Below are 24,889 nucleotides of genomic sequence, written 5' to 3' on the forward strand. Positions count from 1 at the left end.
ATTGACAACTTGAAATATAGAGAATATAAAAATTAAGGATATATAATGCCTGACAAAGTTCAAATTATTGCCGAACCGTTGGCTAAAAAGACACCTTTAATGGGAAGTGGTTATTTGGAAGATGGCCATTTTTATCAATATTTGTTTAATGGGGATAATACCGAGCGTTATTTAGAAAATGCTTATGAGGCTATTGTTAAGATTAAAAGAATATTACGACAGACAAACAAACCATTTAGTGGAGTCCTTCCAAAGGAATTATCACCATTATTTTCCAGTGTCAATCTGGATAATCCATTGGATTCTTGGGATCTGGCTTTGGAAGAATTAGAACATCTTTATATTAAAGATGCGGTTTATTTTCATCATCCTAAATATGTCGCTCACCTGAATTGTCCACTTGTCTTACCCGCCGTGATTGCGGAAACAATAATTGGCGCTATCAATTCATCAGTAGATACATGGGATCAAAGTGCTGGTGGGACATTGATAGAACAAAAAATCCTTGATTGGACGCTGGAGAAATTAGGGTTGGGAAAAGAAGCCGATGGAATATTCACGAGTGGTGGAACCCAATCAAATCTAATGGCGATGTTATTGGCACGGGATTGGTTCTGTCATCAGCGTAATCCAGAGCATAAAAATCAATTGCATGGTTTGCCCGCTGATTTTCATAAATTGCGTATATTCACTTCATCTGTTAGCCATTTCAGCACACAGAAAGCAGCGGCGATACTGGGATTAGGATATCACTCTGTTATTTCGGTTCCGCATGATCATGAATTTTGTATGTCACCTCAGATGTTGGAGGCTTGTATCAAACAGTGTCTTGAGGAAGGAAATATTCCTTTTGCCATTGTGGCAACGGCAGGCACAACTGATTTCGGTAGTATTGATCCATTACCTGCGATTGCTGATCTGGCACAACAGTATGGTGTATGGTTGCATGTTGATGCGGCTTATGGAGGTGGGTTATTAGTTTCATCCCGCCATACGCATTTGCTTCAGGGGATAGGACGGGCAGACTCTGTCACAGTGGATTACCATAAATCTTTTTTCCAGCCAGTGAGTTGCAGTGCCTTTTTTATCAAAAATAAACAACATTTCTCCCATCTGACTTACCACGCAGAGTATTTGAATCCTCTGAGCGCAGTTCAGGAAGGCACCCCCAATCTGGTGAATAAAAGTATTCAGACGACCCGTCGTTTTGATGCCCTAAAAATGTGGCTGACTTTGCGAATTATGGGGGCTAAACAACTTGGTCAGGCATTTGACAAGGTACTGGATACGGCGCAGACCGCATATCGTTTGATGAAAGAATACGCTTGTTTTGAACTCGTTCATCAACCTGTGTTGAGTACATTGGTTTTTCGCTTTATGCCAATGCAACCACTTTCTGAAGATCATCTTGATCGCCTCAATGCTGATATCCGTAAGGCGTTGCTTAGAGAAGGAAATTGCATTATTGCCGGAACAAAAATCGAGGGGAGGCAATATCTGAAATTTACTTTTCTTAATCCAGCAACGACTCAGCAGCACTTGCAAGAAATTGTGAATGAGATAGTTGCTCAGGGAAATCTGTTACTGACAGATATTGTGTTCTCCAGTAGTGAATTCGTTGGAAAACAATGATTGTTATTTTTCAAATTAAGTTGTTTTCCAAATAAATGGCATTGATGAGGAGTGATTATGACAACCAAAATTTATGATTTTATTGCGATTGGAATTGGCCCATTTAATCTGGGATTAGCCTGTTTGGTACAGCCAATATCAGGGGTTAGCAGCCTGTTTATTGATCAGAAACCTGCTTTTGATTGGCACCCAGGTATGATGTTGGAAAATTCAACAATGCAAACGCCCTTTATGGCGGATTTGGTGACATTGGCATCTCCGACGCATCCATTGAGTTTCCTTAATTATATTAAGCAGAAAGGTCGTATTTACTCATTCTACATTCGGGAAAGTTTTTTCCTGATGCGCAAAGAGTATAACCAATATTGCCAGTGGGCAGCAGAGCAGTTGTCTAATCTGCGTTTTAATACCCGTGTTGAAAGTATCAGTCATGACGTTGCATCTTCGCATTATGTTTTGCACTGCGCAGATACAATAACGGGAGAAAAACATGAATTCTTTTGCAAAAAGTTAGTACTGGGGACAGGTCCTTCCTCTTATATTCCAAAATGTTGTAGACCTTTTACCCAATGGATAGCGACATCAGGAAGTTATTTGAAAAATAAATCCGCTTTACAGAAGAAGAAATCCATCACTGTGTTGGGAAGTGGGCAGAGTGCAGCGGAAATTTTTTATGATTTGCTTGGGGACATTGATGTTTACGGCTATCAGCTCAATTGGGTAACGCGTTCCCCGCGTTTCTTCCCTCTCGAATATACCAAGCTAACATTGGAAATGACGTCACCTGAATATGTGGATTATTTCTATGGTTTGCCAGAAAACAAGCGTGATGCGCTGAATCGTACGCAAAAATCGCTGTACAAAGGTATTAACAGCTCACTCATCAATGAAATTTTCGATTTGATGTACACTAAGCGGCTGAATGGGAAATTGAATGCCGCGTTGTATACCAATAGTGAATTACGGCAAGTACGTCATATAGCAACAGGTTCAGATACACCAGAAAAGTTAGTACTGGATTTATTCCAGCGAGAACAGGAAGCCGAATTTTCTTTGGCAACAGAGGGTCTCGTGCTTGCTACAGGTTATCAATATCAAACGCCTGATTTTATCGAGGATATACGGCATCTTATCCGTTGGGATGAGAAAGGGCGCTATGATGTTCAACGCAATTATAGCATTGACCGTAACAATGAAATTTTCGTACAGAATGTTGAACTTCATACCCACGGTTTTGTGACACCTGATTTGGGAATGGCGAGCTACCGAAACTCTCGTTTAATTCAAGAAATCACGGGAAATGAACATTATGTGATAGAGAAAAGCATTGCATTCCAACAATTTGGTGTTGTTAGTGAAGAGGTTATCTGATGTCTACTGTTGCTACTGTATTATTTGAAAAAACGTTTCCTGAGTTGGGGACATTTTCCTTGCGTCCGCTGTCTTTAGCAAATGATATTGCAGTGATTACTGATTGGGTTAATCGGGATTATGCCTATTATTGGGGAATGCAGGGTCAAACTAAACAGCAAGTCAATGATTTTTATCAAGAGCTGCTGACTCGTCAGCCTAATTCTGTCTTCATTGGAATATATCAAGGGCAACCTGCTTTTTTATTGGAATGCTACCGTGCACAAGAAGATCTGATAGGAAAATATTACCCAGCTCGTTCTGGTGATATGGGGATGCATATTCTGGTTGCCCCGTCAGAACGAAAAATCAGACAGTTTACGTGGGGAATTTTCCAGACAGTCATTGCTTTTATTTTCAGTAACCCTGCGACTAAACGAATTGTCGTTGAACCAAATATCCGAAATGAAAAAATTCATCGTCTTAATTTACGAGCGGGTTTTGTTTACGAAAGAGCCGTACAGTTGCCACACAAAATGGCAGGATTGGCATTTTGCACGAGGGAACAGCATCAAATGGCATTAAATACAGATGTATTATCAGAACTGACAAACCAAAACCATTCCTTTGTGAATCATTTAAATCCGGCTATTTGGCAGAAAGTTAATCGTCTGCATTTACGCAAAGCTATTTCGGAATTTACCCATGAATGTTTATTGTCTCCAGAGCAAGTGACAGAAGAAACCGATAAAGAAGGTTATCACTGTTATCGTTTAGATAACCATGAACACACCGTTAACTATTACTTTCGAGCACGCAGACTTGCTTTGGATCACTGGTTTATTGATGCTGATTCATTGCGAAAAATGCAAGCAGGTGATTGGGTTGAACCGGATCTCATTGCTTTTGTCATAGAATTCAAAACGCAACTGGGTATCAGTGATAGTGTGATGCCGACTTATTTGGAAGAATTGACCAGTACCCTGCATAGCAGCGCATTTAAGCATCGTCGTGATGGCATCAGTGTTGAAGATCTGGTTAATGCGGACTTTCAGACGATTGAAGCTGAAATGATGGAAGGACATCCCATTTTTGTTGCCAATAATGGGCGTATTGGCTTTGATGCAGAAGATTTCCAGAATTTTAGCCCTGAATCTGCTTCAGAAATGCATTTGATATGGCTGGCTGCCCATAAGAGTAAAGCCCATTTTGCCTGCATTGAACAACTCAGTTACCAACAACTGCTAGAGCAGGAATTGGGGCAATCTGAGATTGATAAATTTAACCATCAACTTATTTTGTTGGGGCTGAACCCGGAAGAATATCTATTGATGCCTTTCCATCCGTGGCAATGGCAAAATAAATTACCCTCGGTGTTTGCTCACGATCTTGCCAGTCGGAAATTGGTGTACTTAGGCAAGGGAACTGATACTTATCAGGCGCAGCAGTCAATACGAACTCTGTTTAATCGTAGTCATTCTCAACGTTACTATGTCAAAGTGGCTCTCTCTATCCTTAATATGGGATTTATGCGGGGGTTATCACCTTATTACATGGCGACAACACCCGGTATCAACGATTGGCTATTTGATTTGGTACAAAAAGACCAAGTTTTACAAGGATGTGGCTTCCGAATTTTGCGAGAAGTTGCCAGTATAGGGTTCAGAAATAGTTATTATGAGCAAGCTATTCAGGGGGATACGCCTTATAAGAAAATGATGGCGGCATTGTGGAGAGAAAATCCATTGCAATTGATTGAGCCGAACCAAAATGTGATGACGATGGCTGCATTATTACATTACGATCAACATGGACAGGCTTTTTTACCCGCCTTGATATCGGCATCTGGTTTGCAAGTTGACGAATGGATTCGTCGTTATCTAAATTGCTATTTCTTACCCTTATTGCATTGTTTATATGCTTATGACCTGATGTTTATGCCGCACGGCGAAAATATTATTATGGTGTTGGAAAACCACATTCCACAATATATTTTTATGAAAGATTTGGCAGAAGAGATCCTGGTTATGGACCCTGACGCAGAATTGCCAGAAAAAGCCAGCCGCGTGAAAGTTAATATGCCGGAAGAAATGAAAACACTGACGATTTTGTCCGATGTATTCGATGGTGTATTTCGTTATCTAGCGGCAATCCTTGATGAACAGGCAGGGTATGCGCAAGAACAATTTTGGCAGAGGGTGGCGGATTGTATTTTGAGTTACCAATCTCAGCATCCAGAATTTAGCCAACAGTTTGAGCGTTATGATCTGTTTACTCCAGAAATTAAACGTTGTTGTTTGAATCGCCTGCAAATTGCTAACAATCGTCAGATGCTCGATTTGTCTGATCCGGCTCAGAGTTTTAAGTTTGCGGATAATTTAGTGAATCCAATAGCTCAATTTGCTAAGAACCTAAATAGCGTTTCAAAATGATAGGAGTAAATCTTGTCCCGCGCGGCGCGCGGGACAAGATTGCAAATTCGCACTATTATGAAAATTTATTTAGAAAGATTATGTGATTGAGCAATTGTTTTTCTTCTAATATGTTTAAACCCACATGTTTCATAACGGGAGCAAATACTCCCGTTAAAGTCAGTTTACTGAATAGATTCAAGGTAATCAGTTAATGTGCTCCCCCGTGATCTTTACCGCCAGGAGAAAAAGGTGGTTTTGCCAGCCAGATCAATAGCGTCAAGGCCAAGAATATACCCGCTGAAAGCCAGAATATCTCATTAGCAGAGATAATTAATCCTTGATGAGTAATCTGTTTTGCCAGATAAACTGATATTTGTTCATTATTCATGCCCAGTTGGGTCAGTTGCTGGTGTACTTGCTGATAATTAGGGTTATATGGATTGATGTATTCTGTCAGATGCGAGTGGTGCATCGATTCACGCTGTGTCCACAATGTGGTTGTGAGGGATGTTCCAATTGAACCCGACAATATACGGGTAAAATTTGACAGGCTGGAAGCGGAAGCCATGCGTTCCGGCGTTAACCCTGATAATGTAATGGTTGTCAAAGGCATAAAGAAACATGCCATGGCAAGTCCCTGAATAAACTGAGGCCATGCAACGGCTGCAAAATCCATGCCCGGCTCAAAGGCATAAGCCCGCCAATAGAAGCAAATAGCATAAGTGATGAAACTGAATGTTACGATATAGCGCATGTCTATCTTATGGCCAAACTTGCCAATAACGGGTGACAGTAACAGGGGCAGAAACCCTACAGGTGCGGCCGCAAAGCCGGCCCAAGTTGCGGTATAACCGAAAACTTCTTGCAATAGTTGTGGCAATAAAACAATCGTACCAAAGTACATCATGAAGCCGAGACTAATACTCAGTGTACCAATGGAAAAATTGCGTTGCTTAAACAGGGATAGATCGATAATCGGATGATCATCAGTCAGTTCCCATATAATCAGGAAAATAAGTGCGATAACCGCAGTAATAGCAAGGACAATAATCTCGGTGGAATTAAACCAATCAAGTTCCTTGCCCTGGTCAAGCATAATTTGCAGGCTGCCTACGCCAATTACCAGCAAAAACAATCCGGTAATATCGATGGGGCGGATTTCGGTTTTGGTTTCGCGGTCACGCAATAGCTGCATGACGACAAAGATAATGGCAATACCAATCGGGATATTGATAAAAAAGATCCATTCCCAATGGTAGTTATCACTAATATAGCCGCCAAGGATAGGTCCACAAATGGGGGCAACAACAATCGTTACCGACCACAGTGCTAATGCCATGTTCCGTTTCGCCAGTGGATAGTTATTCAGCAACAAACTTTGGCAAAGAGGGAGGACGGGACCTGCGGCCAACCCTTGCATCACACGAAAAAAAATCAACATGCTGAGGCTGTTGGAAAGACCACACAACCAAGATGCCAGAGTAAAAATTGCGGTAGACCAGAGGAACAGTTTCACTTCGCCAATGCGCTTCGCCAGCCAACCAGTAATGGGAATGGAAATGGCATTTGCGACACCAAAAGAGGTAATTACCCAGGTTCCTTGGGAGCTTGACGCACCTAAATTACCCGCAATCGTCGGTATGGCGACGTTGGCAATGGTAGAGTCAAGAACCAGCATGAAAGTCGCCATGGAAAGTGAAAGGGTCAGAAAGGCGAGTTTCGCGCCTGTAAACGGTTCTCTTGTTACCATGACTCCCCCTTAAATTTGGTTCCCTGAATTACTATTAATAATGTCAGTCACTATTTTGCTTGCAGGAGCCATATCTATGGTTAAGGCATTGGTATGATAGGCGGGGAGGGTACGTTCAGTGGCCGCCAGTACAGTTCCATCACGGTTTGCTGTATCCACGGTGACTTTTGTTGATAGCCCAATTCGCAGGGGATGCTGTTTTAATTGTTCAGGATCAAGCTCAATACGGACTGGCAGACGTTGTACAACCTTAATCCAGTTTCCGCTGGCATTTTGCGCTGGCAATAGGGAAAAGGCGCTACCGGTTCCCATATCAATGCCTGCAACTTTGCCAGTATAGACAACATCATCACCATAGAAGTCGCTGATGATTTTAGCGGGTTGCCCAATCTGCATGTTTGCCAGTTGGGTTTCTTTGAAATTAGCTTCAATCCACATATTGTTGGCAGGCACGATCGCCATCAATGGCGTTCCTGAATTGATACGGGAACCTACCTGAACGCTGCGGCGAGCGACATAACCATCAATCGGGCTGACAATATGGGTTCTCTGCAAGGCAAGCCAGGCATCACGAACACCAGAAGCGGCTTTTTCAATGGCTGGCTGTTTTTCCAGCGGCGTATCCAGAATAATGGCTTGATTACTTTGGTATTGGGCGATCGCGACATCCAGATCAGCTTGGGCAGCAGAGACAGCTTCGCGCATATGTTGCAACTCTTCTTTACCAATCAAGTCTTGAGTGCCTAATATTTCCCTTCGGTTAAGGTCATTTTGAGCCTTTCTCAGCGCAATTTTTTTCAATTCAATGATGGCTTGATATCGTTTACTGTCGATCATTTGCTGATGAGTGATTCGGACAGTATTAGCTAATTCATTTTCAGCTCTTTTTAAGGCTAATTCGGCGTCACGGGGATCGAGTTGGACGAGGAACTGACCACTTTTCACAAAATCAGTATTGTCAAAGTTGACAGTCACAACACTGCCCGCAATTTGTGACATCACTTGTATCTGATTACCTGTGACATAGGCATTATCGGTTTCTTGGTGGTATCGTAAAGTGAGAAGCCAGTAAACGGTATAACCTGCCCCAAGCAGAAGGAAGAATAACGTTAATGATGTCATGATACGGCGGCGTTGCTGTTTCTTAGTCCTATTTTTAGTCCCTTTTTTCACCTTTGAAGGTGATTGTTTTTCAGGTGACGGCTTTTCAGATGACGGTTCTTCGCTGGAGGATGGTATTTTTTCACTGGACGGAAGTGATGCTTTCTCACTAACACTCATGGAGATTCTCCGTATTTGTTCTTAACTCATTATTAATTGTGTGGTTTCAACAGGACGAAACATGCTTCCAGTAGTGTGCGCATACACTACTGGAAGGGGCGAACGATATGGATTTATTTATTATCTGGAGATAATAGCCAGCCATACGAAGTATCTGATGATACAGGCTAGCAGGAAAGTTTTTTTAGATTATGTTGCTATAACATGTTTTTTTGATGCGAAACGGTTCAGAAAAATGATAATCACTTATTTAAACAATCCCCAATAGTATCTAATTGTCCCAAGATTTTTCTCATCAATTTTTCTAACTGTTTTTTCTCCTCAAGATCCAAGATAGACCAAAGTTTAACCAAGCAATCATGCTGAGGTGGAAGTAAACTATTCAAGAAATTTGAACCTTTCTCTGTGAGATGAAGATGGAGACAACGACGATCGTTCTGGCTCTCTTTTCTCTCTATCCAACCTTGCTTTTCTAATTCATCTGCAATCCGGGTTGCATTTGTACGGGAAGAGCCTAATGCAGCACTCAGTTCTGATGGCTGAATGCTACGACTTTGTTTGGTATCCAGAATCATCAGAGCCATAAACAAGGTTTCATTGATTCCTTGTGCTTTCAGCATGTTGTTGCGATTTTCCAGAAGTTTACTCTGGACATGCATGGATAAGCGAGTCAGTAATATCTCTTGATAGGGTAGACTTTTTTGCTGTGCTACACGGCAATTAAGTAACTCTTCTGTGGGAGTGAATGAACTTTCCATTGTTTAGATACCTTATTAGTTTCAACCGGTAAAGTAACTTCTGTTAAAAACCATACGAATACTATATTAAAAGTTAAATTTAGCAATTATAGTTATTTATTATCATCACATTTCTTTTAATATTGATACCTAATTCATAAATACCTTGAATATTACTCCAAAAACGACGGCACCAGACAGTGTTGAAATGATGATGCTTCGTGTTTTGTAGAAAAACAGGCAGATAGTTAGGCAGCCAATGAGTGTCGGAAAAAGTTTGTTGTGCTCTTTCATGACGTCAGGAATGCTTGAAACGATGAGAAGCGAGCAAATCGATGCAATACCAATGCTGTCGAGGATGATCCCTATTTTCCCCTTATTTCCTGTCGGTGAGTGGTTGTTTCCCAAACGCAAGGGAAGATAGCGGAATAAAAAGTTGGCGGCACCGACAACCAAGCCGATAAAAAGTATCTTATTATCAATCATAAATGGACTAATCATGTGAAGTATTGATATTTAATTGTGCGTTTTTCGTTTGCAGAAGAGCGGCTAGACATCCCCCCACGATCCCCGCAAGAATGGCGATGGGTATTGAAAAAAAGGTGATACCCATTAAAGCGCCCAATAAGGAAGCGGTAACACAGTAGGTATTTTGTTTTTTGAAGGATGCCAATAAAAAACTTAAAAATAGCGCCGGAAGCATAAATGTCATCGCGGCCTCAACAGCAGGGTAAGAGCTCAGGTAGCCATTACCCAATATGGCGCCTGCTACAGTTCCCAACACCCATGAAAGCCAAGAGCATATGGCGATGGCGACCATCCAGTTTTCACTCCAGCTCCGTTGGTCTTTAATCAGTTTGGTGGTTGCTGCGGCAAAAACCTCATCAGTCAAACCAAAAGCCCAAATCACGGTTTTCTTGTTCGACAGTTGCTGTTTGATGCGATAGCGCAAGGCAGGGCCATACAAAATATGGCGAATATCCATTGCCATTACCGTCAGGGCAGAAATCCACAATGACATGCCTGCACTCAGTAAGGCCGTGATAACAAACTGGCTGGCTCCGGCATAAATGACACATGAAAAGAATATGGCTTCTATGGGCGTAAACCCCAGTTTAGTGGCGCTTAAGCCAAATGCAAAAGCAATGGGAATATAGCCAATCGCGATAGGGAGACTATCAAAAATACCTTCTCTAAATGAAGAAACGGTGTTTGGTAGGGGGGTTCCGGATTCTGATACTTCAGATACTGGTATATCAGGTGCAGATTTATCAGGCATTGGCATGGAATATTTTGTTTTTTTGTTAACAGATAAAACAACCTTAACAAAATATGGTGAAAGTGAAAATATGAAATAGATAAATTATTTAAATAACATCATTGAGAACAAAGAGATTAGCCGTGAAAAAAGAGTAGGGGGAAATAGCCGTGAATTTTTGTTAACGTTTACACGGCTATCTGTACAGCGTGAAAGAAAAGTGAATTTATACTTTAATCCGCGGCTTTTCTGGCTGCTTTTAGCCAACTATCCACCGTTTTCTGATGCGATTCGATCCAGCCCTCAGCCTGGCGTTCAATATCAGCTTCTGACGTTTTAGCGCTATGCATATTCCGATTTTGCGTATTGATATCCGCAATCGGTAAGGTCATCACCGCAAAAAGTTTCGCCGCAGCCGGGTTCTTTTCTGCCCATAGTTTGTTTGCCACGATATGCATGGTACTGGGCGGAAAGCCATAGTTACGGCCGTTGGGCAACTGCGTATCGATGGTTTCTCCCTCACCGAGGGCAGAGAAAGGTACTTGGAGCCAGATAACGTCTTTTCCGGGTTTCAGTACATCACTCACCCAGTAAGGTGTCCAAGTATAATAGAGGATCGGCTTACCTTCCCGATAACGGGCAATCGTATCAGCCATCATGGCGGCATAATTGCCCTGATTATGTTTTACGGTATTTTTCAATCCATAAGCTTCTAATTGGCGGTTGATTGCTTTTTCACATCCCCACCCTGGATTACAGCCGGTTAAATCGGCTTTTCCATTGCCGTTACTATCAAACAATTTGGCCAGTTTAGGATCTTTTAATTGGGCGATATTGGTGATGTGGTATTTTTCGGCTGTTTTCTTATCAATCAGATATCCTTGTGCCGCATTGACGACATAATTTCCCTTGCGATAGAAGACTTTATCTCCTCCCGCAGCTTTATATGGGGCATTATGGAGTGGCACCCAATTGACGGCCATGAATGTGGCATCACCAGAAGCAATGGAAGTATAAGCGACGTTATAATCAACCTCCTTGATTGGTTTAACGTCATAGCCGAGTTTTTCCAGGGCCTTGCAGACAATCAACGTCTGAAATGTTTCTTCGCTGAGGGTACTTTGTAGCGGTTGCACACTGATACCTTTGCCCGGCAGTTCAGTCGCAGATGCCGCAGGTGATAGGGAAAGACTCATGAATGCCATTAAGAGTGCGCCGAAAATTATCCTCTTATTTATGGTCTTTTTGCATAAGGTGATTATGCGCATGATGGTTTCCTCCTTTTGTTGCCAGGTCGGATATCGTTTTGGGGGGATTATTTTGACTGGCATGATTTTTAAAAAAAAGCAGGTTAAGTAACCCTATTGGCCCGGAGTGATACCAGTGTCCTCCTCGGGTTCGGTGGTTTTTTCCCAGAGATTGGGTCAGGCGATCAAGGATAATGGCAAGAATGACGATCCCTGTACCACCAACGGCGGCCAATCCTATATCAAGACGGCCAATACCGCGCAATACCATCTGCCCCAAGCCGCCAACCGCAATCATGGAAGCAATGACGACCATAGAAAGGGCTAACATCAATGTTTGATTCACACCCGCCATAATCGTGGGCATCGCCAGCGGAAGTTGAACTTTGAACAACATCTGCCGTGGGCTTGCACCAAATGATCTGGCGGCTTCAATTAAATCTGATGGAACTTGTTTTATGCCCAAAATTGTCAGGCGAATAATGGGTGGCAAAGCGAAAATTATTGTGACCATGACGCCGGGAACGTTACCTATGCCAAACAGCATGACGATGGGAACCAGATAAACAAAAGCAGGCGTAGTTTGCATGGCATCCAGTAAGGGGCGAACAATGTTGGCTAGCCGTTCATTGCGCGCTAAACCGATGCCCAGGGGCAGCCCAAGGATAATGCAGAACAGCAGGGCAGTCAGCACCAGAGCCATGGTGATCATAGCTTCTGACCATGCGCCAATTACGCCGATCATGATCAGTGAAATGAAGGAAATCACGCCGATTCTTGCACTGGCAAGCTGCCAGGCCAGTAATGCAAAAAACAAAATGGTGATGGGCGGCGGCAAGGTTGTCAGGAATTGCTCAAAACCACTGAGGACAAAATCTACCGGAACGCGGATGACTTGAAAAACAGGCCGGAAATGTACGACAACCCAATCAACAATCTGGGTCACCCATGAATCAAACGGAATGAGCTTATGCTGAAAAGGTGACATGAGGCTAAAATGTTCGGGCGGGATATCGGTTGCAGATGGATTTAGCCAATCAGAGTTTGATGGGGGAGAAGTCGTGGTACTGTCCATCCAGGGATCACTGCCAGCCGTGGGATCAGTGACTGTCTGTGGTGAGTTATTGCTCATTGGGTGCCTCCTTATCTAAGGCCTGTAGTAATATTCCTTTGGAAATGACACCTAAATAACGACTATTATCACTGACGACAGGAACGGCGCAGGGAGATTGTGCGACGGTGGATATCAATTCATTCAGCGGAATATCAGCCGCAACGGCGGTTGGTTTTTCCAATATGGCATGTTTAATGGATTTTTCTTCTGCCAATGCTTGTTGCAGGGAGTTGACAGAGACTACGCCAACAAACTTCTGGCCTTTTTCGATCAAATAACCATAGTTTCTGTCTTCATTATCCAGCACTTTTAACGCAGAACGAGGATCAAAACCTGTTGCGACATGAAGCAGAGTCTCCGGCTGACGGCGGGCAATATCTTTCGCTGAGAAAACATGGCTGATATCCACACCACGGAAAAAAGTTTTGACATAATCATTAGCTGGCTTATTCATGATTTCATCGGGTGTGCCGATCTGAACGACAACACCGCCCTGCATGATGGCAATGCGATCGCCGATACGCATGGCTTCATCCAAATCGTGGGAAATAAAAACTACCGTACGTTGATGTTCCCCTTGCAGGCGCAATAATTCATCCTGCATTTCGGTACGGATAAGCGGATCGAGGGCTGAGAAGGCTTCATCCATTAACAGAATATCGGGATTGTTGGCTAAGGCTCTGGCTAACCCAATACGTTGCTGCATACCACCGGAAAGTTCATCGGGATAGGATAGGGCGTAGCTTTCCAAGTTGACTTGTTTCAGCGTTTCAAGTGCTGTTTGATGGCGCTCTTCTTTGGGAATGCCCGCAAGCTCCATGCCAAATGCCGTATTCTCCAGAATATTCAAATGCGGCATCAGCGCAAAAGACTGGAAAACCATGCTGATCTTACTACGGCGAACATGCCGTAACTGAGTTTCTGTGATGGCAGAAATATCTTCTCCGTCGATAAGTACATGGCCTTTGGTGGGTTCAATCAGACGATTGAGAAGACGTACTAGTGTGGATTTACCTGAACCCGATAATCCCATGATCACAAATATTTCGCCTTCTTCAATGGCCAGATTGACATCTTGAACACCGACGGTGAGACCTGTTTTTTCAAATATTTGCTCTTTGCTGAGGTCAGACGCTAATAGCTGAAATGCCGGCTCAGGGTTATCACCAAATATTTTATAGAGATTTTTAACTTCAAGTTTAATTGTCATGAAATAAATATTTTCCTGTTGTTGATGATAGGTTGTTGATATATTTCGGTCAATTACTCCAGCGCTATTTTACCAATATAAATAGGTTTTCAAAATAGTAGATCACTTGAAGGGAACTCAGTCCGATTTTCGCGATCTGATTAATCGCCAAATCAAAACAAATCCCAAAATGGACTGAGTCATGCCAATCATAACATCAATACCCCGAAATGAACGACGTCAAATGAAAAAAGCTATCCAGAAAACCCGGGATAAGAACTATGCACGTCGCCTCACCGCGCTCTTGATGTTGCATGAAGGGAGTACGGTTTCTCACGTTTCCAGAACGCTTCACTGTTCACGTTCTTCAGTTAATCGTTGGGTAAATTGGTTAACATTATACGGGTTGGAAGGGCTTAAAAGCCTCCCTGCGGGAAGGCCTGCCATCTGGAATTTAGCCCCGCTTCTCTCCGTCATTTCTTTCTTATTAAACACCTTCCCCAAAATTTTGGCTATCCCCGTTTCCGATGGAGCCTTGAACTGATTACACTTAAAATCAATGAGATTCTGAATATATCGCTTTCTCAAAGTACACTCAATTGCTACTTTGTTCGGGCGGGCATTGTTTGGCGAAGGGCCGCGCCCACCTTAAAATTACCTGGACCCTGAGTATGATGAAAAAATGGCCAAAATCAGCGAGGCGTTATCCAATGCCTCAGGGAAACATCCTGTCTTATATGAGGATGAAGTGGACATCAACCTTAACCCGAAAATCGGTGCAGACTGGTGCTTCAAAGGACAGCAAAAGCGTGTTGTTACCCCCGGAAAGAACCAAAAACACTACCTTGCGGGTTGCCTCAATGCGAAAACGAAAGAAATCACGTATGTCGGTGGCTTGAGAAAGAACTCAGATTTATTTATCAAATTGTTAGATGAAATTAATCATCAATATACCAGTGCCAAGACAATCACGTTAATTTTAGATAACTATTGCATTCATAAGAGCCGGAAGGTCAGGGTTTGGCTGGCAAAAAATCCCCAATTTAACCTTCTCTTTTTACCGTCCTATTCCCCGTGGTTGAATAAAAGGGAACGTCTATGGCAATCCTTGCATGAAACCGTGACACGAAACCACTGCTGCCAATTTATGTGGCAGTTGCTTCACCATGTCAAAATCTTCATGGAAACCGCTTCCTTACAACAGCAGAAACCGGGGATGAGAAAAATGGGTGTATCACAATTATGAAAACCTATTTATACCCTAGCATATTGAAATATGTTGACAACCCCTTATTTAAAAGTCATTAATAAAAAAGTGATGTTTTCTCGTGACGTAATATTGGAATTAGAAAGTGATTTTTTTGATATTAATTTATCAAATTAAACTTTGAATATGAGGTTTTTTAGGGTCATTTATTCTATCTTTTTGTTATAAAAGGTTTTTTGTAATGTGAAGTGGATTTATAATATTGTTCAGTAGCGTTTAATTTATATTTTTAGCTTATTTTAAAATTTTTCAGAAAATTAAAATAGATGATCATGAATTGTTTTAATTATCAGGTTATCAGTATATCTGATATTAAGCAATACGTTAATAGAACAGAGTTTAATATCTAAGGGTCGGTGAAATAACGGATAAACTGACTGTAAGCTACAAATTATTTCTTGCTGCGTCAAGCGGTATACTTTATGGATAGAGAACTGAAAAAATAGATAAAAACTTTAGAAATTATCTATAATTACATAGTTAAATGGTTATGTAGAATCACACATTGTGAATTGAAATCCATTATATCGGATGGGTTTCACACAGTTTGTGCGTTAACGCTTTTAATGATTGGGTATAACGGGCTTGTTCGCACCATTGTGTTCATCGCCGGCAGTGTAGTGTATCTCTTTTAGGGGAATTATCCCCTGATCGTTGTTTCTGTTTGCCATAAATGATAACGCTTTTGGTAAAATTTCTGGGTATAATATTAATTAGTAATAATAAAATATAATATATGTGTATTGTATTGAGGTAATTTATTTGTGAAATTTACACTGTATGTAGTGGTGAATTTAATTATTTTGTCTATATATAGTGTTTAAGTCTTTTTTAAACAGGTGACATTAAAAATAAAGTGTCATAACTTATTGGCAGAGCCATAATTTTAATTGTCAGAGGGCGCGATGGTTTCTTTATCAAATTGTCAGATGTGTAACCGAATTCATCATTGCAAATTGATGAATGAGAGCTTTAGGCTAGTACAGAAATTTTTAATAATAAATTAAATGGAGGTAGTTTATGTATCATCATTACCTGAATACTCCAGAAGGATTTCCCAAGCCTTATGTACATATCACTGCGGACGATGAAGGAGTAACCAGTATCTATTTCGTCAACGAAAAGAAAGCATCAGAATCAAAAAGTACGATTACCAAGCAGTGCGCGAAAGAATTACAGGAATATTTCAAAGGGAAGCGGCTCACATTTACCGTTCCTTTAAGTATGCAGGGAACTGAATTCCAAAAGCGCGTTTGGCAGCAGCTTTGTCACATTCCTTATGGCGAAATGTGGAGTTATAAACAATTGGCACTCACGTTGGGATCGGTAAATTATTGTCGTGCAGTCGGTATGGCGAATTCACGCAATCCTATTTCATTAATTGTGCCTTGTCATCGAGTGATTGGGCATGACGGTAAATTGGTTGGCTATACCGGTGGGCTGGATATCAAAGGGTGGCTACTCGATCATGAAAAAAACAGAAAGGAGAAAAGTAAACAGAATTAAAATAAAACGCTAATTTATTTGTGAAATCACCATTGGCGTATAAAATCAATCAGTGTAATTAAACAAAAAGTGTGTTTTTTTACATTCGGTTATATATTTCGTGATCTATGTTGCAGACAGTGGACGATATTATTTGTTGTACTGTACGCGACACTGAGTTCGTGTCTTTTTTATAAAGGTAAGTTTTGATGTCTAAAATTAAAGGTAACGTTAAGTGGTTTAATGAATCCAAAGGATTCGGTTTTATCACTCCAGAAGATGGTAGCAAAGATGTTTTCGTACACTTTTCCGCCATTCAGTCTAACGGATTCAAGACTCTGGCTGAAGGCCAAAAAGTAGAGTTTGAAATCACTGAGGGTGCGAAAGGTCCATCTGCTGCGAACGTTGTCGCAATCTAATTTCAAATCCCGCATTTTGAAAACCCGTTTTGATAACGGGTTTTTTTATTCTTATTAACTTCTAGCGTCTTATCAAATCATTAGAGTTTGCTTATTACCGCGAAAGCCAGTGCAGTCATCAGCAATGAACCGATCACATTTGCCAGAATAGTGAACAGTGCCCAATCTGTTTTTCCCGTCTGTAATAAGTCAATGACTTCAGCCGAAAAAGTGGAAAAGGTTGTTAGCCCGCCGCAAAAACCTGTCATTAGCATTAGCCTCAAAACCGGATTGAGATGTGTGGCTTTATTAAAATAGGCCAAACCTAACCCAATAATAAATGCGCCAATGCAATTCGCCGTCAGCGTACCAACGGCGATTGGGGAAGATGGATTGTTCAGGCGGAGACTGATGAGCCAGCGTAGTACACTACCCAAGCCACCACCGATAAATACGGCAATAAGATTCATCATGATGGTGGCAACAGCTTATTTGACTTCTACGCCCTTAGCCTGCAAGTCAGCATGGTAAGAAGAGCGCACAAACGGGCCACAAGCCGCATGGGTAAAGCCCATTTCTAATGCGGCTTCTTTCATTTCATCAAATTCAGCAGGGCTGACATAACGCTGTACTGGCAGGTGATGGCGGCTTGGCTGTAAATATTGCCCCAGGGTCAGCATCGTGACCCCGTGGCTGCGCAAATCGCGCATAACCGCTAAAATTTCTTCGTTGGTTTCACCCAACCCCACCATCAAACCTGATTTCGTTGGGATATCTGGATGCGCTTCCTTAAATTTCTCCAGTAGTTTCAACGACCAATCATAGTTAGCCCCCGGACGAACTTGACGATAAACCCGTGGCACATTTTCCAGATTGTGGTTGAAGACATCGGGAGGTGTTGCGGTCAGAATTTCCAGTGCACGATCCATGCGGCCGCGAAAATCAGGTACTAAAGTTTCGATCTTAATTGATGGATTTTTTTCACGAATAGCCGTGATACAGTCAGCAAAATGTTGCGCCCCACCGTCACGTAAATCGTCACGGTCAACCGAGGTAATAACGACATAACGCAATCCCATATCCTGGATGGTCTGTGCGAGCTTAGTCGGTTCATTGGCATCAGGTGCATTCGGGCGGCCGTGGGCGACGTCACAGAATGGGCAGCGACGGGTACAGATGGCGCCAAGGATCATAAAGGTGGCGGTTCCGTGGTTAAAACACTCTGCAAGGTTAGGGCAGGAGGCTTCTTCACAGACGGAATGCAGCCCATTTTTGCGCATTGCTGCTTTGATACCTTGAATGCGGCTGGAATCCGCAGGAAGTTTGATTTTCATCCACTCAGGTTTACGCAAGAGTGCTTCACGTTCTGTGGCGATTGTCTTCACAGGGATCAAAGCCATCTTGTCTGCGTCGCGGTATTTGACACCGCGTTCCATCTGAATTGGTTTACTCATAATCGTGCTGGTTCCAGTTATATTCTTCAGATTTTGATTTACTGCCTGATAATGATGAAAAAATGTCAAGGCAGATAAATCCATTCAAATTTTTTTGAAAATTGTTAAAAAATTATATCATCTTTTATCGACGAGTTGGTATCGATTAGTTGGAATCCCAAGATCTGACAGAATTTTTCCACCAGAACAGGTTGTACATCTTCGATGGTTACTCCGGCAACAAAGTCACTGAGTTGGATCATTTGCATTCCGGCATAACCACAAGGATTTATGCGTAAAAAGGGGTGTAAGTCCATGGCAATGTTCAGTGCCAGACCGTGAAAAGAGCATCCTTTGCGGATACGCAGCCCAAGGGAACAGATTTTGTTACCTGCAACATAAACGCCGGGGGCATCTGGGCGGGCATAGGCTTCCACACCAAAATGTGCCAATGTTTCTATCACCGTATTTTCAATAGAAGTGACCAATTGGCGAACCCCGATTTTTGACCGCTTCAAGTCAATCAAAACATACATGACCTGCTGTCCGGGGCCGTGATAAGTCACCTGTCCTCCCCTGTCTGACTGGATGACAGGGATATCACCGGCTGCAAGGATATGCTCGGCTTTGCCGGCCTGACCTTGCGTAAAGACTTTTTCATGTTGGACAAGCCAGATTTCATCAGGTGTTTCCGCAGTACGCTGCTCGGTGAACTGGTGCATAGCATCAGAAACCGGTTCGTAAGGTTGAATACCTAACTGGCGTAAAATAACGGTGTTATGTTGCAATGGGAATTTCATCATTCGTTAACAAAAAGTGCCCGCCAGTATAACGCCGTAAGAGGATTCCCACCAGTTTGAGAATGCCTTAATGCGATAATATTGTTAATTAGACGAATATGTTTTAATTTTATATTATCATGGTCATATATTTTGATGATTTTCCCTTTAATCTCTGTTTGAGCTAACAGATGGTCAAAAAAAACCAACTTCTCATTGTTGGGCATCTTTGTAGTTTTTTGGTGCTCCTTTACAGCCTCTCCATGTTGCTGCCTATTTTTGTGGCTTTGTTTTATAAAGAAAAAAGCGTTTTTGCCTTTTTTGAGACATTTATCATTGGCTTGGTTACGGGAGGAATAGGCTGGTACTTTACTCGTAAAACCAAGGCACAACCCAGTACGCAAGATGGATTTCTTATTATTGTACTCTTCTGGTTGTTGTTCTCGTTGCTCAGTGCCTTGCCTTTTGTGCTCGATAAAAGTTTAAACATCAATCTGGTGGATGCGATGTTTGAAGGTATTTCGGGTATCACGACCACCGGTGCCACGGTATTGAATGATGTTTCAGCCTTGCCGAATTCCGTGCTCTATTATCGTGCTCAACTCAATTTTATCGGCGGATTGGGCGTCATCGTGCTTGCCGTTGCTATCTTGCCTTTACTGGGGATTGGTGGCGCCAAACTGTACCAATCAGAAATGCCGGGCCCCTTCAAAGAAGAGCGATTAACCCCACGGCTTGCAGACAGTGCCAAGAGCCTGTGGGTCGTGTACCTGTTGTTGGGAGGGCTATGTTCAGCCAGTTTCTGGGCGGCAGGAATGTCGTGGTTTGATGCTGTCTGTCATGGGATTTCGACGGTTTCCTTGGGGGGATTTTCTACCCGTAATGAAAGCCTCGGTTATTACGACAGCGCTGCCATTGAAATGGTAGGGGGCATTTTCTCAGTATTGTCAGCGGTTAACTTTGCACTCTATTTTGTTGCTTTAACGCGCAGAAGTTTAAAACCCTTGCTAAAGAATGCGGAACTGCAATTTTTCTTACTGGTACTGGCGGCGATCGTCGCCATTATCTGGATAGAATTATACCGTTCAGGCATGTATGGCGTGAAAGAAGCCTTTGTTCACGGTTTTTTCATGACCAGTTCCATGATGACGGATAACGGCTTGTCGATCTCTGATTACGCCCAATGGCCCCCGCATACGGTATTGCTGCTGTTGGCCGTGAGCTTTTTTGGTGGCTGCGTGGGGTCAACGTGTGGAGGCATTAAAGCCCTGCGTTTTATGATCCTGACAAAACAGAGTGTCAGTGAAATTAACCAGCTCATTCACCCAAATGCCATCTCAACGATTAAAGTGGGCAAATCGGTGGTTCAGGAAAGGGTGCTGCGCTCTGTCTGGGGCTTCTTCTTTCTCTATGTCTTTTTTAGCTGTTTCTTTATCTGGGCTTTGAACCTGCTCGGTTATGATTTTATGACGTCATTTGCCACCGCTGCGGCGTGTATCAATAACATGGGAATAGGGTGGGGTGTGACGGCACAAGGTTTCGGTGCGCTTGACCCGATAGCAAAATGGATGATGTGCGCAGCTATGTTATTGGGAAGACTTGAAATTTATCCCATATTGATTTTATGCTCAAAAGCGTTTTGGCGTTTTTAAACAGATAGCCGAATATGGTTTCCCTATATTCGGCTATTTTCCTGCCATTGGCATTAGAGACATCAAACTTTGCTGATTTGTACATCAGCATATGATGTTAAGAGAGTAAAGCGTGTTCAGACAGGAAACGCAATTACAGTACAACACGCACCAGTTCCAGATTACCCAACTCTTCATACAACGTTTCAACTTGCTCAATATGCGTTGCATTAATGGTAATGGATACGGAATGGTAGTTACCTTTGCTGCTTGGTTTCACCACTGGAGAATAGTCGCCCGGTGCATGGCGCTGAACGACTTCAATAACTTGATCCACCAGCTCAGGTTGAGCCAAGCCCATCACTTTGTAGGTGAATGAGCAGGGGAACTCAAGGAGTTCATTTAATTTTGTTTTCATGGGCGCTCCTAAAATAGATTTGCCACGGCATAACGATGGATTTGCCGTGGCGTGATAATTTTCTAACGATATTGAATGAATATAAGGTTTAATCCTTGTCTTTCAAGCAATTAACCGAACCAGTGATGGAACATCAGTCGGATATAGTCGATGATGCGGCTGAAAAAACCACCTTCTTGGACTTCCTGCATCACGACCAATGGACGTTGTTCGATGGTTTTGCCATCAAGCTGGAAGTTGATCGTGCCAACAACTTGATTTTTAGCCAGTGGTGCATGTAGTTCGGTATTATCCAATACATAGCTGGCTTTCAGGTCTTTTAAGCGGCCACGAGGGATCGTTAGGTAAACATCTTTGTCAACACCCAGTTGAACCTTATCTGTATCACCAAACCAAATGGGTTCTGAGGCGAATTCTTTACCAACTTGCAGTGGTGAAACTGTTTCGAAGAAACGGAAGCCCCATGTCAGTAATTTTTTGCTGTCGGTTTCACGTCCCTTGAAGGTTGGACTGCCCATCACCGCAGAAATCAGGCGCATATTGCCTTCGGTAGCAGAAGCAACCAGGTTATATCCTGCGCCGCTGGTGTGGCCTGTTTTAATACCGTCAACATTCAGGCTCTGATCCCAGAGTAAGCCATTACGATTAGGCTGACGGATATTGTTGTAAGTAAACTCTTTTTCTTTGTAAATAGAATATTCATCCGGTACATCGCGGATGAGAGCCTGCCCAATCAGTGCCATATCATGGGCAGAGCTATATTGACCGTTAGCATCCAGACCGTGAACAGTTTGAAAATGGGTGTTTTTCAGCCCCAGACTTTGCACATATTGATTCATCAGGTTGACGAAGGCATCTTGGCTGCCTGCCACATAATCTGCCATAGCGACACAGGCGTCGTTGCCAGATTGCAAGTTGATACCGCGGGAGAGCATCGCGACAGAAACTTGGTCACCCGGTTTTAAAAACATTAAGGATGAGCCTTTAAAGATCGGATTACCCGTTGCCCAAGCATCTTTACCTACTGTAACGATATCATTCGGGCCGATTTTTCCTGATTTGATGGCCTGACCAATAACATAGCTGGTCATCATTTTGGTCAAACTGGCGGGATCGCGGCGGATATCCGCATTCTTTTCAGCTAATACCTTTCCTGAGTTGTAATCAATCAGAATATAGGCTTCTGAATCCAGTTCTGGTACACCGGGGATCATGGTCTTGAAATTATCATCCGCGTTGGCAGATGCAGAAATGCTGGCAGCCAGGGCAATGCCAAAAGTGGCACTTTTGATAAAACGGGAAGTAACTAGGTATTTCATGATTGATTAGATAACATCCGTGAGAGAAGGATTGATAGTAGGCGATATAATAACAAATGAAAAAAAAGCTGACATTTTATTATCGCGATTAAGTTTCATCAATCAAGGAGCAACAATAAAAGAGGATTGCTGCATCTGATCGGTTAATTTTTTCTGTAGTTCCTGCGCTTGCTGACGGTTATTGAACGGCCCCAATTGAACACGATAGACGTTACCAAATTGGGTAATGCGCCCTTGTACATTAAAGCGCTGGCTCAATGATTGTTGCCATCTTTGGCTTTTTGTTCAACGCTGACAGCGCCGACTTGCACCATGTAACCGTTTGTTGATTCAGGGGCAGGTGATGTCGTTGCAGGAGGTGTAACAGGCTGGCGTGTTGTACTTTCAGTCAAGTTTTGTTCGGCTGGTGGCTGCTTTACGGTATTTTCGCCGGCAGAATTGTCTGTCATCTCAGGAGGAGTTGATATTTGGGAAGTAAGATTAGGCCTTTCAGGTAATGCAAAGCTCTGCTTAACAATCGTTGATCCTTTTGTTCCCAGCCCGGAAAGCGAACCATCAGGTGAAACGAGAATACCCTCCAATTTCACTTTGCTTTGCGGCATCAAATTGAGACGTTCTGCTGCGGCATAAGATAATTCAATGATTTTTCCCGGCTTATTGTAAGGGCCTCGATCATTGACCCTAACAATCATCATGCGTCCGTTGCTTAAGTTAGTGACACGAACATAACTTGGAATAGGCAGTGTCGGGTGTGCTGCCGTTAAAGCGTAGGGGCTGGCGCGTTCACCAATGGCAGTGAGTTTTCCAGTGGATTCTTCACCGAACTTACTGGCATAACCGGTTTGGCTAAAGTGAGCAAGGTCTTGCACGATGTGATAGGTTTGCCCATCCCGCTGATAGTCTTGATTCGCGCTGGGGTGATAAGGCTCATATTGGGGTTCAGCACCCAAAACATCCCGCGTTGGAATGGGGGGAAGGGAAGAGGTCCGATCGTTATCGGTGATAGTACAGCCTGACATCAATACTGCTACGACGCTAAGTATAAGCCACTGTTGACGCATGAAACTTCTTCCTCATAAACTTTTGGACAATAACTTACGATGCGTATGTATCGACATGATAATGCCGAACCCCGCCATCAGGACAATTAATGCTGATCCCCCATAACTGATCAACGGCAGGGGAACACCGACGACCGGCAGGATACCGCTTACCATGCCGATATTGACAAAAACATAGACAAAGAAAATCAGTATCAACCCGCCGACCATCACCCGGCCAAAGGTATTCTGTGCTTTGGTGGCAATAAACAAACCACGCACAATCACCAGCAAGTAGAGGCCGAGCAAAATAAGCACGCCAATCAACCCCAACTCTTCAGACAGAACCGCGAAAATAAAATCGGTATGTCGTTCCGGCAGGAATTCCAACTGTGATTGGGTGCCTTGTAGCCAACCTTTGCCAAATATTCCCCCTGAGCCAATGGCAATTTTGGACTGAATGATATGATAGCCTTTGCCCAAGGGATCACTTTCTGGGTCCAATAACATCATCACGCGGGCACGCTGGTAATCGTGCATCAGGAAAAACCACAATATGGGAATAAAACAGGCCAGCAGTAACACGGCAACGCCGATGAGCTTCCAATTCATTCCCGCTAAAAACAGGATAAAGACCCCGGAAGCGGCAATCAGAATCGAGGTGCCTAAATCGGGTTGCGCTGCGACCAATAGGGTAGGGACAAAGGTCAAAACCAGTGCAATGCCGGTGTTTTTCAGTGTGGGTGGGCAGAGATCCCGATTCATAAAGCGAGCGACCATCAGGGGGACGGCGATTTTGGCAATTTCTGATGGTTGGAAACGCACAATACCCAGATCCAGCCAACGCTGCGCTCCCTTACTAATCTGGCCAAAAACATCAACAAAGATCAGCAGAATGACACAGGCAATATAGAGATAAGGTGCCCAATTTTCGTATATGCGTGGCGGGATCTGAGCGAAGACGATCATCACGATAAGCCCCATGATGACCTGCCCTATTTTACGCTCCATCATATCAACGTCTTGCCCACTGGCACTCCACATAATGAAAAGACTGTAGGCCAGCAATGCCATTACGCATAACAGTAATGGAATATCGATATGTAGCCGGGTCCAGAAAGGAACCTTGTTTGATGAGTCTGTCATG

At 43.0% G+C, this 24,889-nt stretch carries 20 protein-coding genes and 2 pseudogenes; 7 read left to right on the forward strand and 15 right to left on the reverse strand.

Features of this window, described 5'->3' with window-relative positions:
• Positions 1–99: 99 nt before the first annotated feature.
• From XDD1_RS05780 to XDD1_RS05790, 3 genes are read left to right on the forward strand one after another with little or no spacing between them, the layout of a single operon-like run.
• Positions 100–1,632, forward strand: a complete 1,533-nt coding sequence (locus XDD1_RS05780) for a pyridoxal phosphate-dependent decarboxylase family protein (RefSeq protein ID WP_408068287.1) — start codon at positions 100–102, stop codon at positions 1,630–1,632.
• Positions 1,633–1,689: 57 nt separating this feature from the next.
• The gene (locus tag XDD1_RS05785) at positions 1,690–3,003 is read left to right on the forward strand and encodes a lysine N(6)-hydroxylase/L-ornithine N(5)-oxygenase family protein (RefSeq protein ID WP_045969497.1); all 1,314 of its coding nucleotides are present in this window, start codon (positions 1,690–1,692) and stop codon (positions 3,001–3,003) included.
• Positions 3,003–5,414: a GNAT family N-acetyltransferase gene (locus tag XDD1_RS05790; RefSeq protein ID WP_045969499.1), complete on the forward strand. Its 2,412-nt coding sequence runs from the start codon at positions 3,003–3,005 to the stop codon at positions 5,412–5,414. Before XDD1_RS05785 ends, XDD1_RS05790 begins: the two co-directional genes overlap by 1 nt.
• 190 nt (positions 5,415–5,604) lie before the next feature.
• On the opposite strand, the gene emrB is transcribed toward XDD1_RS05790, so the two are convergent.
• From emrB to proV, 8 genes are all read right to left on the reverse strand, one after another.
• A complete protein-coding gene (gene emrB, locus XDD1_RS05795; RefSeq protein WP_045969501.1) occupies positions 5,605–7,146 on the reverse strand; it encodes a multidrug efflux MFS transporter permease subunit EmrB in 1,542 nt (513 codons plus the stop codon).
• Between the two features lie 9 nt (positions 7,147–7,155).
• Positions 7,156–8,427, reverse strand: a complete 1,272-nt coding sequence (gene emrA / locus XDD1_RS05800; protein ID WP_045969503.1) for a multidrug efflux MFS transporter periplasmic adaptor subunit EmrA — start codon at positions 8,425–8,427, stop codon at positions 7,156–7,158.
• Between the two features lie 242 nt (positions 8,428–8,669).
• Positions 8,670–9,185: a transcriptional repressor MprA gene (gene mprA, locus XDD1_RS05805; protein ID WP_045969505.1), complete on the reverse strand. Its 516-nt coding sequence runs from the start codon at positions 9,183–9,185 to the stop codon at positions 8,670–8,672.
• 129 nt (positions 9,186–9,314) lie between these two features.
• Positions 9,315–9,650 carry an L-valine transporter subunit YgaH gene (gene ygaH, locus XDD1_RS05810; RefSeq protein ID WP_045969507.1) on the reverse strand — a complete coding sequence of 112 codons (336 nt, stop codon included), beginning with the start codon at positions 9,648–9,650 and terminating at the stop codon, positions 9,315–9,317.
• Positions 9,651–9,657: 7 nt separating this feature from the next.
• Complete coding sequence (locus tag XDD1_RS05815; RefSeq protein ID WP_084720952.1) at positions 9,658–10,449, reverse strand: AzlC family ABC transporter permease; 792 nt, start codon at positions 10,447–10,449, stop codon at positions 9,658–9,660.
• A gap of 206 nt (positions 10,450–10,655) precedes the next feature.
• The gene (gene proX, locus XDD1_RS05820; RefSeq protein WP_408068280.1) at positions 10,656–11,618 is read right to left on the reverse strand and encodes a glycine betaine/L-proline ABC transporter substrate-binding protein ProX; all 963 of its coding nucleotides are present in this window, start codon (positions 11,616–11,618) and stop codon (positions 10,656–10,658) included.
• 34 nt (positions 11,619–11,652) lie between these two features.
• A complete protein-coding gene (gene proW, locus XDD1_RS05825) occupies positions 11,653–12,801 on the reverse strand; it encodes a glycine betaine/L-proline ABC transporter permease ProW (RefSeq protein WP_084720956.1) in 1,149 nt (382 codons plus the stop codon).
• Complete coding sequence (gene proV, locus XDD1_RS05830) at positions 12,791–13,993, reverse strand: glycine betaine/L-proline ABC transporter ATP-binding protein ProV (protein ID WP_045969510.1); 1,203 nt, start codon at positions 13,991–13,993, stop codon at positions 12,791–12,793. The genes proW and proV overlap by 11 nt, the downstream gene beginning before the upstream one ends.
• 181 nt (positions 13,994–14,174) lie before the next feature.
• On the opposite strand from proV, the pseudogene XDD1_RS05835 reads away from it, so the two are divergent.
• The 3 genes and pseudogenes from XDD1_RS05835 to cspE all read left to right on the forward strand — a co-directional run bounded on the left by XDD1_RS05835 (position 14,175) and on the right by cspE (position 17,143).
• Positions 14,175–15,218: pseudogene (locus XDD1_RS05835) on the forward strand (IS630 family transposase).
• Between the two features lie 1,041 nt (positions 15,219–16,259).
• The gene (locus XDD1_RS05840) at positions 16,260–16,745 is read left to right on the forward strand and encodes a methylated-DNA--[protein]-cysteine S-methyltransferase (protein ID WP_045969512.1); all 486 of its coding nucleotides are present in this window, start codon (positions 16,260–16,262) and stop codon (positions 16,743–16,745) included.
• 188 nt (positions 16,746–16,933) lie between these two features.
• Complete coding sequence (cspE, locus tag XDD1_RS05845) at positions 16,934–17,143, forward strand: transcription antiterminator/RNA stability regulator CspE (protein WP_045969514.1); 210 nt, start codon at positions 16,934–16,936, stop codon at positions 17,141–17,143.
• 80 nt (positions 17,144–17,223) lie between these two features.
• On the opposite strand, the gene crcB is transcribed toward cspE, so the two are convergent.
• From crcB to lipB, 3 genes are all read right to left on the reverse strand, one after another.
• A complete protein-coding gene (crcB, locus tag XDD1_RS05850; protein ID WP_045969516.1) occupies positions 17,224–17,595 on the reverse strand; it encodes a fluoride efflux transporter CrcB in 372 nt (123 codons plus the stop codon).
• 15 nt (positions 17,596–17,610) lie between these two features.
• Positions 17,611–18,576: a lipoyl synthase gene (gene lipA, locus XDD1_RS05855; RefSeq protein WP_045973358.1), complete on the reverse strand. Its 966-nt coding sequence runs from the start codon at positions 18,574–18,576 to the stop codon at positions 17,611–17,613.
• A 104-nt stretch (positions 18,577–18,680) separates the two neighbouring features.
• The gene (gene lipB, locus XDD1_RS05860; RefSeq protein ID WP_408068288.1) at positions 18,681–19,355 is read right to left on the reverse strand and encodes a lipoyl(octanoyl) transferase LipB; all 675 of its coding nucleotides are present in this window, start codon (positions 19,353–19,355) and stop codon (positions 18,681–18,683) included.
• Between the two features lie 170 nt (positions 19,356–19,525).
• Here lipB and XDD1_RS05870 point away from each other — a divergent pair, with 170 nt between their 5' ends.
• Positions 19,526–20,986 (forward strand): TrkH family potassium uptake protein, encoded by a 1,461-nt coding sequence (locus XDD1_RS05870; protein WP_045969520.1) that lies wholly within the window; start codon positions 19,526–19,528, stop codon positions 20,984–20,986.
• Positions 20,987–21,119: 133 nt separating this feature from the next.
• Here the strand turns inward: XDD1_RS05870 and ybeD are convergent, their stop codons facing one another.
• The 4 genes and pseudogenes from ybeD to mrdB form a co-directional block, all read right to left on the reverse strand.
• Positions 21,120–21,383 (reverse strand): DUF493 family protein YbeD, encoded by a 264-nt coding sequence (ybeD, locus tag XDD1_RS05875; RefSeq protein WP_012989589.1) that lies wholly within the window; start codon positions 21,381–21,383, stop codon positions 21,120–21,122.
• Between the two features lie 110 nt (positions 21,384–21,493).
• Positions 21,494–22,702, reverse strand: coding sequence for a D-alanyl-D-alanine carboxypeptidase DacA (gene dacA / locus XDD1_RS05880; protein WP_045969522.1), 1,209 nt, complete (start codon positions 22,700–22,702; stop codon positions 21,494–21,496).
• 102 nt (positions 22,703–22,804) lie between these two features.
• Positions 22,805–23,763, reverse strand: a pseudogene (gene rlpA / locus XDD1_RS05885) (endolytic peptidoglycan transglycosylase RlpA).
• A gap of 12 nt (positions 23,764–23,775) precedes the next feature.
• Positions 23,776–24,888 (reverse strand): peptidoglycan glycosyltransferase MrdB, encoded by a 1,113-nt coding sequence (mrdB, locus tag XDD1_RS05890; protein WP_045969524.1) that lies wholly within the window; start codon positions 24,886–24,888, stop codon positions 23,776–23,778.
• Position 24,889 lies beyond the last annotated feature (1 nt).

The organism is Xenorhabdus doucetiae (genome assembly GCF_000968195.1).
Classification (GTDB): domain Bacteria; phylum Pseudomonadota; class Gammaproteobacteria; order Enterobacterales; family Enterobacteriaceae; genus Xenorhabdus; species Xenorhabdus doucetiae.

Bases quoted from the DNA above. Each gene is read 5' to 3' on its own strand.
- XDD1_RS05780 (WP_408068287.1), top strand. From the start codon at position 100: ATGGGAAGTGGTTATTTGGAAGATGGCCATTTTTATCAATATTTGTTT.
- XDD1_RS05785 (WP_045969497.1), top strand. From the start codon at position 1,690: ATGACAACCAAAATTTATGATTTTATTGCGATTGGAATTGGCCCATTT.
- XDD1_RS05790 (WP_045969499.1), top strand. From the start codon at position 3,003: ATGTCTACTGTTGCTACTGTATTATTTGAAAAAACGTTTCCTGAGTTG.
- emrB (WP_045969501.1), bottom strand. From the start codon at position 7,146: ATGGTAACAAGAGAACCGTTTACAGGCGCGAAACTCGCCTTTCTGACC.
- emrA (WP_045969503.1), bottom strand. From the start codon at position 8,427: ATGAGTGTTAGTGAGAAAGCATCACTTCCGTCCAGTGAAAAAATACCA.
- mprA (WP_045969505.1), bottom strand. From the start codon at position 9,185: ATGGAAAGTTCATTCACTCCCACAGAAGAGTTACTTAATTGCCGTGTA.
- ygaH (WP_045969507.1), bottom strand. From the start codon at position 9,650: ATGATTGATAATAAGATACTTTTTATCGGCTTGGTTGTCGGTGCCGCC.
- XDD1_RS05815 (WP_084720952.1), bottom strand. From the start codon at position 10,449: ATGCCAATGCCTGATAAATCTGCACCTGATATACCAGTATCTGAAGTA.
- proX (WP_408068280.1), bottom strand. From the start codon at position 11,618: ATGAGTCTTTCCCTATCACCTGCGGCATCTGCGACTGAACTGCCGGGC.
- proW (WP_084720956.1), bottom strand. From the start codon at position 12,801: ATGAGCAATAACTCACCACAGACAGTCACTGATCCCACGGCTGGCAGT.
- proV (WP_045969510.1), bottom strand. From the start codon at position 13,993: ATGACAATTAAACTTGAAGTTAAAAATCTCTATAAAATATTTGGTGAT.
- XDD1_RS05840 (WP_045969512.1), top strand. From the start codon at position 16,260: ATGTATCATCATTACCTGAATACTCCAGAAGGATTTCCCAAGCCTTAT.
- cspE (WP_045969514.1), top strand. From the start codon at position 16,934: ATGTCTAAAATTAAAGGTAACGTTAAGTGGTTTAATGAATCCAAAGGA.
- crcB (WP_045969516.1), bottom strand. From the start codon at position 17,595: ATGATGAATCTTATTGCCGTATTTATCGGTGGTGGCTTGGGTAGTGTA.
- lipA (WP_045973358.1), bottom strand. From the start codon at position 18,576: ATGAGTAAACCAATTCAGATGGAACGCGGTGTCAAATACCGCGACGCA.
- lipB (WP_408068288.1), bottom strand. From the start codon at position 19,355: ATGAAATTCCCATTGCAACATAACACCGTTATTTTACGCCAGTTAGGT.
- XDD1_RS05870 (WP_045969520.1), top strand. From the start codon at position 19,526: ATGGTCAAAAAAAACCAACTTCTCATTGTTGGGCATCTTTGTAGTTTT.
- ybeD (WP_012989589.1), bottom strand. From the start codon at position 21,383: ATGAAAACAAAATTAAATGAACTCCTTGAGTTCCCCTGCTCATTCACC.
- dacA (WP_045969522.1), bottom strand. From the start codon at position 22,702: ATGAAATACCTAGTTACTTCCCGTTTTATCAAAAGTGCCACTTTTGGC.
- mrdB (WP_045969524.1), bottom strand. From the start codon at position 24,888: ATGACAGACTCATCAAACAAGGTTCCTTTCTGGACCCGGCTACATATC.